General features: G+C 44.0%; 12 protein-coding genes. 2 read left to right on the top strand and 10 right to left on the bottom strand.

Annotated elements, in window-relative coordinates; genetic code table 11:
- Positions 1-4: 4 nt before the first annotated feature.
- The 8 genes from bamA to rimO form a co-directional block, all read right to left on the bottom strand.
- A complete protein-coding gene (gene bamA / locus VXQ92_RS08205; protein WP_416681106.1) occupies positions 5-2,536 on the bottom strand; it encodes an outer membrane protein assembly factor BamA in 2,532 nt (843 codons plus the stop codon).
- 84 nt (positions 2,537-2,620) lie between these two features.
- A complete protein-coding gene (gene rseP, locus VXQ92_RS08200; protein ID WP_064096003.1) occupies positions 2,621-3,976 on the bottom strand; it encodes an RIP metalloprotease RseP in 1,356 nt (451 codons plus the stop codon).
- Positions 3,977-3,979: 3 nt separating this feature from the next.
- Entirely contained in the window at positions 3,980-5,176 is a 1,197-nt protein-coding gene (gene ispC / locus VXQ92_RS08195; protein ID WP_416681072.1) for a 1-deoxy-D-xylulose-5-phosphate reductoisomerase, read from the bottom strand.
- Positions 5,177-6,001, bottom strand: coding sequence for a phosphatidate cytidylyltransferase (locus VXQ92_RS08190; protein ID WP_064096001.1), 825 nt, complete (start codon positions 5,999-6,001; stop codon positions 5,177-5,179). It lies immediately after the preceding gene.
- Between the two features lie 3 nt (positions 6,002-6,004).
- A complete protein-coding gene (gene uppS / locus VXQ92_RS08185) occupies positions 6,005-6,757 on the bottom strand; it encodes a polyprenyl diphosphate synthase (protein WP_064096000.1) in 753 nt (250 codons plus the stop codon).
- Positions 6,758-6,764: 7 nt separating this feature from the next.
- Positions 6,765-7,319 (bottom strand): ribosome recycling factor, encoded by a 555-nt coding sequence (frr, locus tag VXQ92_RS08180; RefSeq protein ID WP_064102041.1) that lies wholly within the window; start codon positions 7,317-7,319, stop codon positions 6,765-6,767.
- Positions 7,320-7,399: 80 nt separating this feature from the next.
- Positions 7,400-8,128, bottom strand: coding sequence for a UMP kinase (gene pyrH, locus VXQ92_RS08175; protein WP_004786170.1), 729 nt, complete (start codon positions 8,126-8,128; stop codon positions 7,400-7,402).
- Positions 8,129-8,174: 46 nt separating this feature from the next.
- Positions 8,175-9,518, bottom strand: a complete 1,344-nt coding sequence (rimO, locus tag VXQ92_RS08170; protein ID WP_064095998.1) for a 30S ribosomal protein S12 methylthiotransferase RimO — start codon at positions 9,516-9,518, stop codon at positions 8,175-8,177.
- A gap of 341 nt (positions 9,519-9,859) precedes the next feature.
- Between rimO and glnL the strand changes: the two genes are divergently transcribed.
- Both glnL and glnG read left to right on the top strand, forming a co-directional pair.
- Positions 9,860-10,969, top strand: coding sequence for a nitrogen regulation protein NR(II) (gene glnL / locus VXQ92_RS08165; RefSeq protein ID WP_064102040.1), 1,110 nt, complete (start codon positions 9,860-9,862; stop codon positions 10,967-10,969).
- Positions 10,956-12,437 (top strand): nitrogen regulation protein NR(I), encoded by a 1,482-nt coding sequence (gene glnG / locus VXQ92_RS08160; RefSeq protein WP_064095996.1) that lies wholly within the window; start codon positions 10,956-10,958, stop codon positions 12,435-12,437. Before glnL ends, glnG begins: the two co-directional genes overlap by 14 nt.
- Before the next feature lie 48 nt (positions 12,438-12,485).
- Here the strand turns inward: glnG and VXQ92_RS08155 are convergent, their stop codons facing one another.
- Both VXQ92_RS08155 and mhpT read right to left on the bottom strand, forming a co-directional pair.
- On the bottom strand, positions 12,486-12,812 hold the full coding sequence (locus VXQ92_RS08155; RefSeq protein WP_064095995.1) for a hypothetical protein: 327 nt from the start codon (positions 12,810-12,812) through the stop codon (positions 12,486-12,488).
- A gap of 140 nt (positions 12,813-12,952) precedes the next feature.
- On the bottom strand, positions 12,953-14,158 hold the full coding sequence (mhpT, locus tag VXQ92_RS08150; protein ID WP_416681071.1) for a 3-(3-hydroxy-phenyl)propionate transporter MhpT: 1,206 nt from the start codon (positions 14,156-14,158) through the stop codon (positions 12,953-12,955).
- Positions 14,159-14,217: the final 59 nt, after the last annotated feature.

The following is a 14,217-nucleotide window of genomic DNA, read 5'->3' as shown; positions in this document are numbered from 1 at the left end:
ACTCTTAGAAAGTACGTCCAATTTCAAACTGGATATTTTTGGTTTCATCGCCGTCTTTTTTATTCAATGGATAAGCATAGCTCAATGATAATGGCCCAATCATGGTAATCCAGGTAAAGCCAGCACCTACGCTATAACGCATATTATCCACATCAAAACCGAAGTTGTCCTTACAATACTGCTTGGCATCTACCCGGCCAACCTGACTATTGATATATATCTCACCACGTGGCACATCACATTGTGTATCAAATACTTGTGCACCTTCAGCAAACAGGACCGGACGAACCTGACGTGCCCAATCCCCCTTGAACGGAATAGGAAGTACCAGTTCAGTACCAAACTGCACTAAAGCATTACCACCGACTTCTTCAGGATCCCAATCTCTTTGATTGGTTTCATTAAAAGTTACGCCTGGATATCTAGGCCCCAGTGTACTGTTCTCATAACCACGAACCGAGCCGAAACCACCTGCAAAGAAATTCTTATAGAATGGCAGATCATTACCATAACCCAACTTGCCATAACCGCGCAGGATAAAATCTTTACCTAGCGGGAAGAATGCCTGTGCATCATAAGTCAGTTTTTGGTATTCCACATCACTGCCCGGCAATGCGACTTCACCATTGATTCGATGAGACATACCACTTGTCGGGAACATCGGGCGGTTTAAGGTATTATAAGACCATCCTAAATTCAAATTGTAGGTTAAGAAGTCACCTTTAAACTGGTCATCAAAATCAACCAAGTTCGCTGTCTGACGATCGGCATCCAGACACTTGTCTTTGATGTCATAACCTTCAGGTGGATTTGTTGGTCTTGGCTTTTTATCCAACACATCTAAATCTGCCTGAGAATACAGATAAGCTGTACACACATCAGTCCGGCGATTCGTGGCCTTACCACCTTTCGATAACAAATAGTCACGTACATAAGTAGATACATACGGACCAGTTGTTACTTCGGTCTGGTCAATATTGAGCCCCATGCTCACACTCTGGTTCTCATCAATTGGATAACCAAAGTTGATCCCACCACCAAAACTGTCTGTTACATAGTTGTTGACGTTATAGTCATCATCCAGCTTGGTTTTACGATAATAAAGATTATAACCGCGACGCACCCCATCAATCGTAAAGTACGGGTCCATCACACTCAGGTTATAGTAATCTTGCGTTTCAGAACGTGATAAATCGATCGATACACTATTACCGGTACCCAAGAAATTGGTCTGGCTTAAACCGGCCTGGAATGTAACACCCCCACTTTGCGAGAAACCAACCGCCAAGGTACTGGTTCCTGAATGCTGCTCTTCGACTGCAACATTCAGATCTACCTGATCCGGCGAACCAGGAATACGTGCCGGTTTAATATCTACGGTTTTAAAGAAGCCGGTACGCTCCAGACGCACTTTAGAAAGGTCAATCTTCTCATTACTTGCCAATGCACCTTCCATCTGGCGCATTTCACGGCGTAATACTTCATCGGCTGTTTTATTGTTACCGGTAAAATTAATACGTCGTACCGTAACCTGCTGACCCGGATTAATATAGTAATTCAGATCAACCATTTTGGTGTCATTGTTAATTTGAGGAACAACGTTGACTTCGGCATAGTAATAACCCGCATTACCATATTTGCGTAACAATAACTGCTTAACCGCGTTGACCTTTTCCTGAGAATAAATTTCGCCTTCTTTGAAGATTTGCAAGGCTTGTAATTCTTCAGTCTTATAAAGCGCATCGCCTAAATATTTGGTTTGACCAAATTTAAACTGCTCACCTTCATCCACAGAAACTTCGATAAAGACATTCTTTTTATCTTCACTCAAATTAAGACTAGAATTGGTAATATTAAAGTTGATATAACCGCGATTCAGGTACATGGCACGCAAAGCTTCAAGGCTTGCCGCCATTTTTTCACGTGCATAACGGTCATTTCGGGAAATGACAGAACTCCAGCCACTTTCTTTTACTGCAAAAGCCTGCTTGATATCGGATTCTTTAAATACAGTATTACCAATAATATTGATATCGAAAACTTTGGCTGCTTTGCCTTCAACAAAATCAATTAGCAATTCAACCCGGTTATTTGGTCGAGGAGTTGTCTTAACTGTAATATCCGCATCATAACGACCTTGCTGCATGTACTGCTGTTCAAGTTCAGTTTCAATGGTTTGTAATGCTGACTTCTTCAGCACCTCACCTTCAGCCAGACCCATTTTCTTCAGGCCATCTTCAAGTGCTTCCTTAGGAATCAGTTTATTGCCTTTCAATTCAATTTTTGAAATGACTGGGCGTTCAACCACCTGGAAAACCAAAGTATTGCCTTGCTGAACAGCTTTAATGTCATCAAACAGGCCTGATGCATACAAGCTACGAATTGCATTAGAGATGATGGGATCATTGACCCGATCACCACTGTTAATCGGCACTAGGCCATACACATTGTCAGGAGTTAAACGTACTAATCCATCAAATTTTATATCTTGTACAATGAATTCATCTGCTGCATATACTTGTTGTGCTACTGCCATTGCACTAACGAGTGCCAGAGGCATAAATAAATGTGTGTGCTGCATGCCAGTCTTTTCCGCTGTTAATTTATTCCATCTACGTTGTTATAAACGCATAAAATCATTAAATAATGCTAGAAGCATCATACTGCCGAGCAGTACCATACCAATTTTTAGTCCAACCAATTGTATTTGTTCGGAAACAGGTTTACCACGAATTAATTCAACAAAATAGTAAACCAGATGTCCACCATCAAGCATTGGAATAGGCAATAGGTTTAATATTCCTAAACTTACACTCATTAAGGCCATAAAGGAAATAAAAGTTTCCCAACCCATTTCTGCGCTCTGCCCGGCCACTTTGGCAATGGTAATTGGTCCTGATAAATTATCCAGACCAATCAGGCCACGCACCATTTTGACAATCGAGTTCAGAATCATTGAAGATAAATGTGCTGTTTTATCAAATGCCATGACCAGCGCTTCACCTGGCGTATAATGGATGGTCTGCTTATATTCTGCAGGAATGTTAATTTTACCCGGGTCACTTTGCACGCCCAGCATACCGGTCACATTCCCCATATTGTCACGTTTGCCTTGCGGCATGACCTCAAGCTGAACCACCTGATTTCCACGTAGTACATCAATTTTAAGCAACTTTTCTGGAGATGCCTGCACCACCTGTACGACATCAAACCAGTCTTTCATCTGCACACCATCAATGGCCAGAATCTTGTCACCCTCTTTCAAGCCTTGACGGATGGCTGCTCCATCATCGCTGAGTTTGGAGATGACTGCCGGAATCTGTGGACGATATGGCAAGAAGCCCAGACTATCGAGTGGTGACTGGCTTTGATCTTTGAGGAATTCCTGAATCGGCAACTGGAACTGTTTGTTCTCACCCGCACGGTCCACCTGTATAGAAACCACGCCAGTTTCACCAACACGATCTACCAAGGCATAATTGAGTTTTTCCCAGGTTTCTACCTGAGTGCCATCCACAGCTACAATCTTGTCACCTGGCTGCATCTGTACGGTCGCAGCAGGAGTATTTGGAAGAACTTTGCCTACCCGGGTATTGAGTTGTTCTTGTGCCGGTAAAAACAGCACCCAAAACAGAAGGACTGCAAAAATCAGGTTGATCAACGGACCCGCGGCCACAATGGCAATCCGCTTCCACGGATGCTGCCGATTGAAGGCTTTCGGTAAATCTTCTTCAGCGACATTGCCTTCTCGCTCATCCAGCATTTTGACGTACCCGCCCAAAGGCAAGGCAGACAATTGGTACTGAATTCCAGATTTTTTCGAGGTCCATTTTAATAAGGTCGGTCCAAAACCAATGGAATAGACCAGAACTTTAACGCCCAGTTTACGCGCTACAATATAGTGACCAAACTCATGAATCGCAATTAAGGGACCGAGTAACAGGATTGCGGCTGCAATAATAAACAAGGCGCTCATGTTTTAACTTCCTTTATTCACAACATACTGCTGTGATAAACCTCGTGCCATTTGATCTGCTTGCAAGATAGCCTCCAGATCATGTGCGGGCTGATTGTCCATCTGATTCAGAACATGCTCAACCACTTGAGGAATTTGAGTAAATCTGATCTGTTGATTTAAAAATGCAGCAACTGCAATTTCATTGGCCGCATTTAAAATCGTAGGTGCAATTCCGCCACTCTGCATGGCCTGACGTGCCAGTTTTAATGCAGGGAAACGGAGCACATCCGGTTCTTGAAAATTGAGTTGTGAATGCATAAACAGATCCAGCGGTGCCACATGCGTACTGATACGCTCAGGCCATGCCAAAGCATGTGCAATAGGCGTGCCCATATCCGGATTACCCATTTGTGCCAAAGTCGAACCATCTACATATTGAACCATTGAGTGAATAATACTCTGTGGATGCACAACAACTGTAACAAATTGTTCTTGAACTGCAAACAAATGGCAGGCTTCGATCAATTCCAAACCTTTATTCATCAAGGTAGCAGAATCGACTGAAATTTTTTGACCCATAGACCAGTTGGGATGCTTGCAGGCTTGGGCAGGTGTAACTACCTCAAGTTGCTGCATGCTGTGGTTTAGAAATGGACCACCTGATGCGGTCAGCAAAATCTGAGATACACCCAGTTTTGGTTTACCGTGACGCTCTGCTTCAAAATAATGCTGGGGCAGACACTGAAAAATTGCATTGTGTTCAGAATCAACAGGAAGCAATAAGGCACCATGATCGCGCACCGCCTGCATCATGATGTCACCCGACATGACCAAGGCTTCTTTATTGGCCAGCAGTACGCGCTTACCTGCTTTCACCGCAGCCAAGGTTGGTAACAAGCCTGCTGCACCAACAATGGCTGCCATCACAATATCGACATCAGTATGTTCAGCCACTGCAATTAAACCGGCTTCATCATGCAGAATTTCAATATCGGATAAATGGTGTTGCTGGAGTCGTTTTGAGAGTTCGTCTACTTTATCAGCTGGCACCACCACCACTTTAGGATGGTATTGACGGCAAATTTCGACCAGCTCATTAATACGACTTTGCGCGGTCACAGCAAAAACCGAGTATGCTTCAGGATGTCGCTGCAAGATTTTTAAAGTACTTTGACCGATGGAACCTGTAGCACCCAGTATACAAACTGCTTGTGACATTTATAAATCTACACCAATAAGTTTTAAAACAGCCATACCTGCTGCAAAGATTGGAGCTGCAGCAAGTAAAGAATCAATACGATCCAGTACTCCGCCATGCCCTGGCAAAATTCGACCTGAATCCTTAATACCGGCACGACGTTTGATCATGGATTCAAACAGGTCTCCCAGCACCGAACTAAATACTGTAACCACTGACAAAATAAGGAATAAAATCAGTTCTGGCCAAGTCATATCCAGATAAAGCAAAGCAACTGCAGTCACGATCAGCATTGAAGTAACAATACCGCCATAAAGTCCTTCTATAGACTTGTTAGGACTGACATCTGGCGCCAGTTTTTTCTTGCCGAATTTACGACCTACAAAATACGCACCGCTGTCTGCGCCCCATACCAGTAAAAACAGGTACATCAGCCACCAAGGTGAACTTTGCCAGACCGAGAAAATTGCAGTAACCGCAGCGGAAATTAATACCACCCCGATGCCATGCAGACTGTTATTGTACCAGCCATCATATTCAGGGTAGGTTTTTACCCAGTAAATACTCAGTAACCAGGTAACAATAGAAGCTACCCATAACAATAAGGCGACCTCGGCAAAATACAATGCCAAAGCGGAGAGTGCTGCAGTGAGCACTCCATATCCCCAAGCAACAGGCTTGACGACATGTTTAAATTTTCGAGGCATGAGTTTAAACCACTCATAGCCTGCCACCCCGGCAGCCACAACCATCAATGCGAACATTGGATAATGTGATTCGGTAGCAAACATGCAACTAAGTACAACTGCTACCAGTACCAATGCGGTTATAATCCGCTCAAACATTTATTAATTCTCAAGTCTTTCTTGATGAATCTGCTCTGATGTTTTACCAAAACGACGTTCGCGACCACCAAACACAGCAAGTGCATCGTCAAACTCTTCTATGGTAAATTCTGGCCATAAGGTCTCAGTAAAATACAACTCTGCATATGCTGCCTGCCAGAGCAGGAAATTGGACAAGCGGAAATCTCCACCAGTACGAATCAGCAGATCAACAGGCGGCAAGTCACTCAGACTGACATATTGACCAAACATATCAGTATCAATTGCTTCAAGATCTAATTTATTTGTTAAAACATCCGCAGCAATCTGCTTCGCAGCTTGTGCCATGTCCCACATTCCACCATAGCTGATTGCAATGGTGAGCGTCATACTATCGAAATTAGCAGTCCTTTGTTCTGCTTGCAACATCAGCGCCCGCAGTTCAGGAGATAAACGCGACCGATCACCAATAAATCGCAAGGAAATGTTAAATTTTTCCATACGTGGCAACTGTTCATGAATGGTGTCTTCCAACAGCTTCATGAGCAGGTCTACTTCATATTGGGGACGGTTCCAGTTTTCACTGGAAAATGCAAAGACAGTTAAAGCCTGGATATTTCTTTTTCTGCAATGTTCGACGATAGGATCCAGAACCGTTTTTCCTTCACGGTGCCCGTCACCTTTTTGCATCTGATTTTTTTTGGCAAAACGATTGTTGCCATCCATAATGATGGCAACATGTTTTGGAAGACAGGAATTTTCTTCAGCAGCGGTCATCGATGAATTAGACCTTCATCAATTCAGCTTCTTTCGCAGCCAAGCGTTTGTCTACTTCAGCAACAAATTTGTCTGTAATTTTCTGAATGTCGTCAGAAGCACGGCGTTCATCATCTTCAGAAATTTCTTTTTCTTTCAACAATGCTTTGATATCGCCTAATACATCACGACGGATGTTACGGATGGCAACTTTGGCATTTTCAGCCTCGTTTCGTGCAACTTTCTGCATGTCACGACGGGTTTCTTCAGTCAGAGCTGCCATTGGCACACGGATCGCGTCCGCAGTAATCGGGTTCAGACCCAGATCAGATTCACGGATCGCCTTGTCAATTGCCGCCACCATTGAACGTTCAAATGGCTGAACCAGCAAAGTACGTGAATCTTCAACACCTACGTTTGCAACCTGGTTCAATGGCACATCAGAGCCATAGTAAGGAACCATGACACCGTTTAGAATCGAGGGATGCGCACGTCCGGTACGAACTTTAGCAAAACCGTGTTCCAACGATTCAAGTGACTTGTTCATACGCTCTTCTGCGTCTTTTTTAAGATCGTTAATCATATGATCTTCCTTACTTAATTCTTTAAAAGAGGTTATTACTAAATTAGCGTGTAGTATAAAGTGCTTTGGTGCTCACGTCATTAATTGGTAACGTGAGTTCCTTCTTTTTCGCCCATAACGACGGAAAGCAATGCACCAGATTTATTCATATCAAATACTTGTAGTGGTACATTGTGGTCGCGACACAAGCAGATCGCTGTTAAATCCATCACACCCAGCTTTTCGTCCAGAACCTGATCAAAAGTCAAAGTGTCATATTTCACTGCATCTTCGTACTTGCTTGGATCTTTGTTATATACGCCATCTACCTTGGTCGCTTTCAAGATCAAATCTGATTCTATTTCGATACCGCGTAAACAGGCAGCAGTGTCTGTCGTAAAGAACGGATTACCTGTACCTGCCACAAATACACATACTTCACCCTGAGTCAGGTGACGGATTGCATCACGGCTTGAGTAAGACTCAACCACAGCACCAATTGGCAAAGCAGACATTAAACGGGTTTTAATATTACGGCGCACCAAAGCGTCGCGAAGTGCCAAACCGTTCATGACTGTAGCCAGCATACCCATCTGGTCGCCAGTTACACGACCCACCAGGCCATCTTTTTGTAGTTGACTGCCGCGATAGAGGTTACCACCACCAACAACAATACCTACTTGTACGCCTAAACCCACAAGGTGCGCAATAGAAAGTGACATCTGATCGAGCACTTGTGCATCGATTCCCATGTCTTTATTGCCTGCCAGCGCTTCACCAGAAAGCTTTAACAGGATGCGACCAAAGCGTGGCTTTTTAGAATCCAACATCATCAAACTCCAAAGTATTCAATTTAAATTTTTTTAATTCAAAATATTAAGCAGACTTGACTGAAATGAGTTTTGCATACAGATCGTATTCATCTGCATCAGTAATCTCAACTTCAAGCAAATCCCCTGCCTTAATGACACTTTTATCGATATCTTCAACAAAAACATTACCATCAATTTCAGGTGCATCTGCATACGAACGTGCAACCGCTACCGGGAATTCATCTTCCAGGTCATCTACCAGCACAGTCATGATCTGACCGATACGCTGTTGGAGTTTGGCTGCCGAGATTTCCTGCTGAACCTGCATGAAACGCTCATAGCGTTCTTGTTTAATTTCTTCAGGAACGTGATCTGGCAAATCATTTGCTGTCGCACCTTCAACTGGCGAATAGGTGAAACATCCCACACGATCCAACTGAGCTTCTTTCAGCCAGTCCAGTAACATCTGGAAGTCTTCTTCGGTTTCCCCCGGAAAGCCAACCACAAATGTTGAACGGAGCACCAGATCAGGACATTTCTCACGCCAGATTTTCAAACGCTCCAGGGTATTTTCACTGTGCGCAGGCCGTTTCATCAGTTTGAGAATTTTTGGACTTGCATGCTGGAATGGGATATCCAGATAAGGCAGGATTTTGCCTTGTGCCATCAGGTCAATTACAGCATCCACATGCGGGTACGGGTAAACATAGTGCAAACGCACCCAGATTCCCAACTGCCCCAATGCTTCACACATATCATAGAATTTGGTTTTAACCGGCTGGCCATTCCAGAAATCCAGCTTGTATTTCGTGTCCAGGCCATAAGCAGAAGTATCCTGGGAGATGACAAGTACTTCTTTTACACCGGCACGTTTCAGCGCTGCAGCTTCTTCAAGCACAGAACCGACTGGACGTGAGACTAAATCGCCACGCATGCTTGGAATAATACAGAAGGTACAACGGTGGTTACAGCCTTCAGATATTTTCAGATAAGCATAGTGTTTTGGGGTCAGGCGGATGCCTTGCTCTGGAACCAGATCAATAAATGGATTGTGTTTTGGCGGCTCAGGCACGTATTGATGAACCGCATCCATAACTTCTTTATATGCCGCTGCACCTGTCACTTTCAGGACATTCGGATGCATCTGGCGAATCTTGTCTTCGTCTTTACCTAGACAACCTGTTACGATCACGCGACCATTCGCGCTCATCGCCTCACCAATCGCATCTAGCGATTCTTGCACTGCAGATTCAATGAAACCACAGGTATTTACTACAACTAAATCAGCACCGTCATAATCCGAAGCGACGTCATAACCTTCAGTCTTTAACTGGGTTAAAATACGTTCAGAATCTACCAATGCCTTAGGACAACCTAAAGATACAAAACCGACTTTGGGGGACTTCATGAATTTTCGCTCTACTAGAATGCGCGTATTGTATGTCTTTTCGCATCATAAAAATAGTTGAAAACCCGACTCTTTGCATCACGCACTAAAATATAGCCATAAAATATTCAAGATACCCAACAATGCACCAAAATGAATCATTTTAGATTTACAGCCTCAAATTAATCCGTTATATCTAAGATGAACCATGTTGCTCTGCCACATTTCTGCGTTTTCCAGCAAAAAATAAACTCTATTCATAAAAGTTGGCGTGCATCTTGCATCAAATCAGAACTTAAAATTGATTAAATTGCTTTATGAAGATGCCATTGCGCCATTTTAATACAGGAACAAACCCGCGAATGGATCAACTTATTCCGATCGACTATCGTGTTTTAGTGGACAATATGACCACATGTATCTTATTGATAGACCGCGATCTAAATATTTATTATCTGAACTCTGCCTGCGAAGCCCTATTTGATGTGAGCTTATTTCGGGCGAGTGGCACATCTGTGCTGAATATTTTGCAAAACCCCACAGATGAGTTTAATACCGAAGAAGCCCTGAATAATACCTTAAGTACGGGACAGCCCTATACGCGTCGTGAAGCCACTATTCTGGTCAACTTCAAAGACATTCATGTCGATTACACTGTTTCTCAGCTAAACCTTGGCAAACCTTATCATCCGCTGTTACTCATCGAACTCAATCCTCGCGATCGCATGCTCAAAATCTCGCGTGAGGAAAATCTGGTACAACAACACCAGGTGGCGCGCCAGCTGATTCGCGGTGTCGCGCATGAAATCAAGAATCCACTCGGTGGCATTCGCGGGGCGACCCAATTACTGGCACGCAGCCTGAATGATCCACAATATAAAGAATTTACCGACATTATCATTAGCGAAGTGGATCGACTTAGAAATCTGGCCGACACCATGCTCGGCTCACGCCAGCTTCCGAGCTATGAACTGGTCAATATACATGAACCACTGGAACGGGTACGCTCCCTGATTGCCAACCAGACCAAAAAGAAAATCAAAATTACCCGGGATTACGACCTGTCATTACCTGAAGTTCTGGCAGACCGAGACCAACTGATTCAAGTCATTTTGAATATTTGTGCCAATGCTGTACAGGCCATGACCGAAAACAAGGAATTCTTTATCCAACATCAACCGGAACTGATTTTAAGAACCCGGATTCAGCGTCTCTTTACCATTAACGGGGTGATTCACCGTTCTGTGGTACGGATTGATATTGAAGACAATGGCCCGGGAGTTCCGGAAGATATTATCGAATCGGTGTTTTATCCACTGGTCACCAGTCGGGCCAAAGGAACCGGTCTGGGCCTCAGTATTGCTCAAAATATTATTCATCAGCACAACGGCATGATCGAGTGTCAGTCCGTGGCTGGAAAAACTGTCTTTAGCTTATATTTACCTTGGGAGTCAAATCATGTCGCGAAATAAAATATGGGTGATTGATGATGATCGCGCCATGCGCTGGGTACTGGAAAAGACCTTTAAAGAAGAAGGTCTGGATGTGACCAGTTTTGAAGAAGCACAATCTGCTCTGGATCAATTGAGTATTGAAGCACCCGATGTAATTCTGACCGATATCCGCATGCCGGGTATTGATGGACTCACCTTCCTGGGCAAGGTTAAACACAGTTATCCGGACCTGCCTGTCATTATTATGACAGCACATTCAGACCTGGAATCTGCTGTATCAAGTTATCAAACCGGTGCATTTGAATATTTACCTAAGCCTTTTGATATTGATGAAGCGCTGGCGCTGGTAAATCGTGCAATTTTACATATTACCAAGCTGCAGCAGCAAGAGTCAGCAAAGACTGCCCCGCCAATTCAATCTACAGAGATTATTGGTGAGTCACCTGCCATGCAGGAAGTATTCCGAGCCATTGGCCGTTTGTCTCAATCGCACATTACCGTATTGATTAATGGTGAGTCGGGTACAGGTAAAGAGCTGGTGGCGCATGCCCTGCATCGTCATTCACCACGCAGTTCAAAACCTTTTATTGCGCTCAATATGGCAGCCATTCCAAAAGACCTGATCGAAACCGAACTGTTCGGTCATGAGAAAGGTGCTTTTACCGGTGCCAATACCCAACGTCAAGGCCGTTTTGAACAGGCCAACGGCGGTACATTGTTCTTAGATGAAATTGGTGACATGCCATTTGAAACCCAAACACGTTTATTGCGTGTACTCGCAGATGGTGAGTTCTACCGTGTTGGCGGTCATATTCCGGTTAAGGTCGATGTGCGTATCGTGGCAGCGACACATCAGGATCTGGAAAAACTGGTCCATGATGGCCGTTTCCGGGAGGACTTGTATCACCGCCTGAATGTGATCCGGATTCATATCCCCAAATTGGCACATCGCAGTGAAGATATTCCGATGCTGGCACAGCACTTCCTTGCACGTGCCGGGAAGGAACTCGGTGTAAATCCCAAGATATTGCGTCCTGAAACTCAGGAATACATGCAAAAGCTGCCTTGGCAAGGTAATGTTCGTCAGCTGGAAAATACCTGTCGCTGGCTAACCGTAATGATTACAGGTCGTGAAGTTTATCCTGAAGACCTGCCACCTGAACTGAAACAGATTCCGATCCAGCAACAGGATCCTGGTGCTCCGATCCCAAACCTGAACCAGATTGCACCGCATCACTGGGATGAATTACTAGGTCAATGGGCAATCCAGAAGCTGAAAAATGGCGAGATGAAATTACTGGATGCAGCGACACCCATGTTTGAGCGCACTCTAATTAATGCAGCCCTGCAACAAACACGCGGCCGTAAGCGTCATGCTGCTGAACTTCTGGGCTGGGGGCGTAACACCTTGACCCGCAAACTTAAAGAACTGGGCATGGACAGTGCTGATGATGACGAAGTAGAAGAAATCGAAAGCCAGGCCTGAAAATAAAAAAGCACCCGCGGGTGCTTTTTTATTACGACCAGTAAAAAGTTAGACAGTTAAACCAATATAACGTGAATAGCCTGCTGCGCCCAAATCAGATTTTAATATTAAATAGTTTGGATATGTACTTAGGCTAATTTCCTCAAACATATTTACCACGTCGTCATTGGCATGCAATTCATCCACTGTTTTTTGCATGGTTTGCTCGAATTCATCAGTGATATATTCAAAGCCAATATCCATGGCAATAAACAAGGTATGTTCACAAGGTTGGATATATTGCTCTTCCTGCCAGTTAATGATGTCTTGGTGGCAATGTGGGCAGGCAATATTATCGGTGGCCTGAATCGAAAGCGGAATAATTTGATATGCCATATGAAAGTCAATCTGTTTGCTATTTGTCTATTTTAGCAAATTTTATGGCTTGTCTTTACTCAATTAAAAATCCAGTTGATAAAAAAGGGAATCTTCAGACTCCCTTTTTTAATATTGATAGCTCTGCTCTCAAGGCCCAATTAGGTATGCGCAGCCTTATAACGTGATAATGCTGTGACTGCGACTGCCGAGACCACCACTGCCGGTAAACTTGCCATAAGAATACCTGTAGTTCCCAAACCCAATGCCAGAATTTTTCCGGTTAATAACGGCCCGGTCATCGCCCCTAAACGTCCTAGCGAGATTGCACTCCCCACACCGGTCACCTTACCCAAGTCCGAATAAAAAATCGGTGAGATCCCATAGAGAATAGATTGGCCACCTGTAGAGAAAATACCTCCCATAATTCCCGCAAAAATCAAAAGTGGAATAGAAGTGGTGGTAAAAAGTAATACCAGCGCCACAAACAAACCACTATAAATAATGACTGCCATTTGCCAAAGCTTTAAACGGTCCAGTAAATAACCTAGGCTCAAGGTTCCAATCACTGCCCCTACCTGGAACATTAACATTACCAAAAATGCCTGCTGCTTCTGCAAACCTTGTTCCATAAGTAAATTAGGCAACCAGCTGATCAAAATATAATTAATCATGAGGGTAAAAAAGAAACCAACCCAAAGGGGTAATGTATTTCTATACTGTCGCTGCTTGAACAAAACTTCAGCCATTCCCGGTACAGCTTCGCCAGAAACCGGCACTTCCGCATTCACTTTAGGCTTATCTTTAAGAATAAACGCCATCAATGGAATTAATACCAAAGGCGTTAATCCCCCAATCAGGAATAAGGTTTGCCATTGAATATCCGGAAGCAGCATGGCCAGACCGGCAACAAAGATCGCACCTACCGGCAAACCACAATACATCAAACTATTTAACTTGCCACGGTTGGCTTCCGTTGCCTCATCACCGACGACTGAAATCATGGTCGGCATTGCGGCACCTAAACCCAGACCGGTAAAGAAACGCGCTGCATATAGAACTTCGATGCTTGGCGCAATCGCAGTCAGCGACATAAACAGACCAAAAATAGTCACAGAGAGCATCAGGACTTTCTTTTGCCCTAAATAATCTGCGATACGTCCACCAAAGAATGCGCCGAACAGCATTCCAAAGACCCCTAGGCTAAACACATAACCCATTTGAACCTGACCTAAACCAAAGCTTGCTGCAATTCCTTTCGCTGCAACCCCGGGAGCTTGAAGGTCAAAACCTTCAAAAAATGCGACCCAAAAACATAAGAATATGGTTAAGATTTTTTGGGTTTTTCCGCTGTATGGCTGTGCCATGATTGATCTCCATCAATAATCTACAAATCGCTTCATCACCTGGCGATCCGTTGCCCTAT

It is taken from the genome of Acinetobacter sp. 228 (genome assembly GCF_048147885.1).
This window is presented reverse-complemented; position numbering and strand designations above follow the sequence as displayed.

Coding starts and splice junctions, on each gene's coding strand:
- bamA (WP_416681106.1), bottom strand. CDS start 2,536: ATGGCAGTAGCACAACAAGTATATGCAGCAGATGAATTCATTGTACAA.
- rseP (WP_064096003.1), bottom strand. CDS start 3,976: ATGAGCGCCTTGTTTATTATTGCAGCCGCAATCCTGTTACTCGGTCCC.
- ispC (WP_416681072.1), bottom strand. CDS start 5,176: ATGTCACAAGCAGTTTGTATACTGGGTGCTACAGGTTCCATCGGTCAA.
- VXQ92_RS08190 (WP_064096001.1), bottom strand. CDS start 6,001: ATGTTTGAGCGGATTATAACCGCATTGGTACTGGTAGCAGTTGTACTT.
- uppS (WP_064096000.1), bottom strand. CDS start 6,757: ATGACCGCTGCTGAAGAAAATTCCTGTCTTCCAAAACATGTTGCCATC.
- frr (WP_064102041.1), bottom strand. CDS start 7,319: ATGATTAACGATCTTAAAAAAGACGCAGAAGAGCGTATGAACAAGTCA.
- pyrH (WP_004786170.1), bottom strand. CDS start 8,128: ATGTTGGATTCTAAAAAGCCACGCTTTGGTCGCATCCTGTTAAAGCTT.
- rimO (WP_064095998.1), bottom strand. CDS start 9,518: ATGAAGTCCCCCAAAGTCGGTTTTGTATCTTTAGGTTGTCCTAAGGCA.
- glnL (WP_064102040.1), top strand. CDS start 9,860: ATGGATCAACTTATTCCGATCGACTATCGTGTTTTAGTGGACAATATG.
- glnG (WP_064095996.1), top strand. CDS start 10,956: ATGTCGCGAAATAAAATATGGGTGATTGATGATGATCGCGCCATGCGC.
- VXQ92_RS08155 (WP_064095995.1), bottom strand. CDS start 12,812: ATGGCATATCAAATTATTCCGCTTTCGATTCAGGCCACCGATAATATT.
- mhpT (WP_416681071.1), bottom strand. CDS start 14,158: ATGGCACAGCCATACAGCGGAAAAACCCAAAAAATCTTAACCATATTC.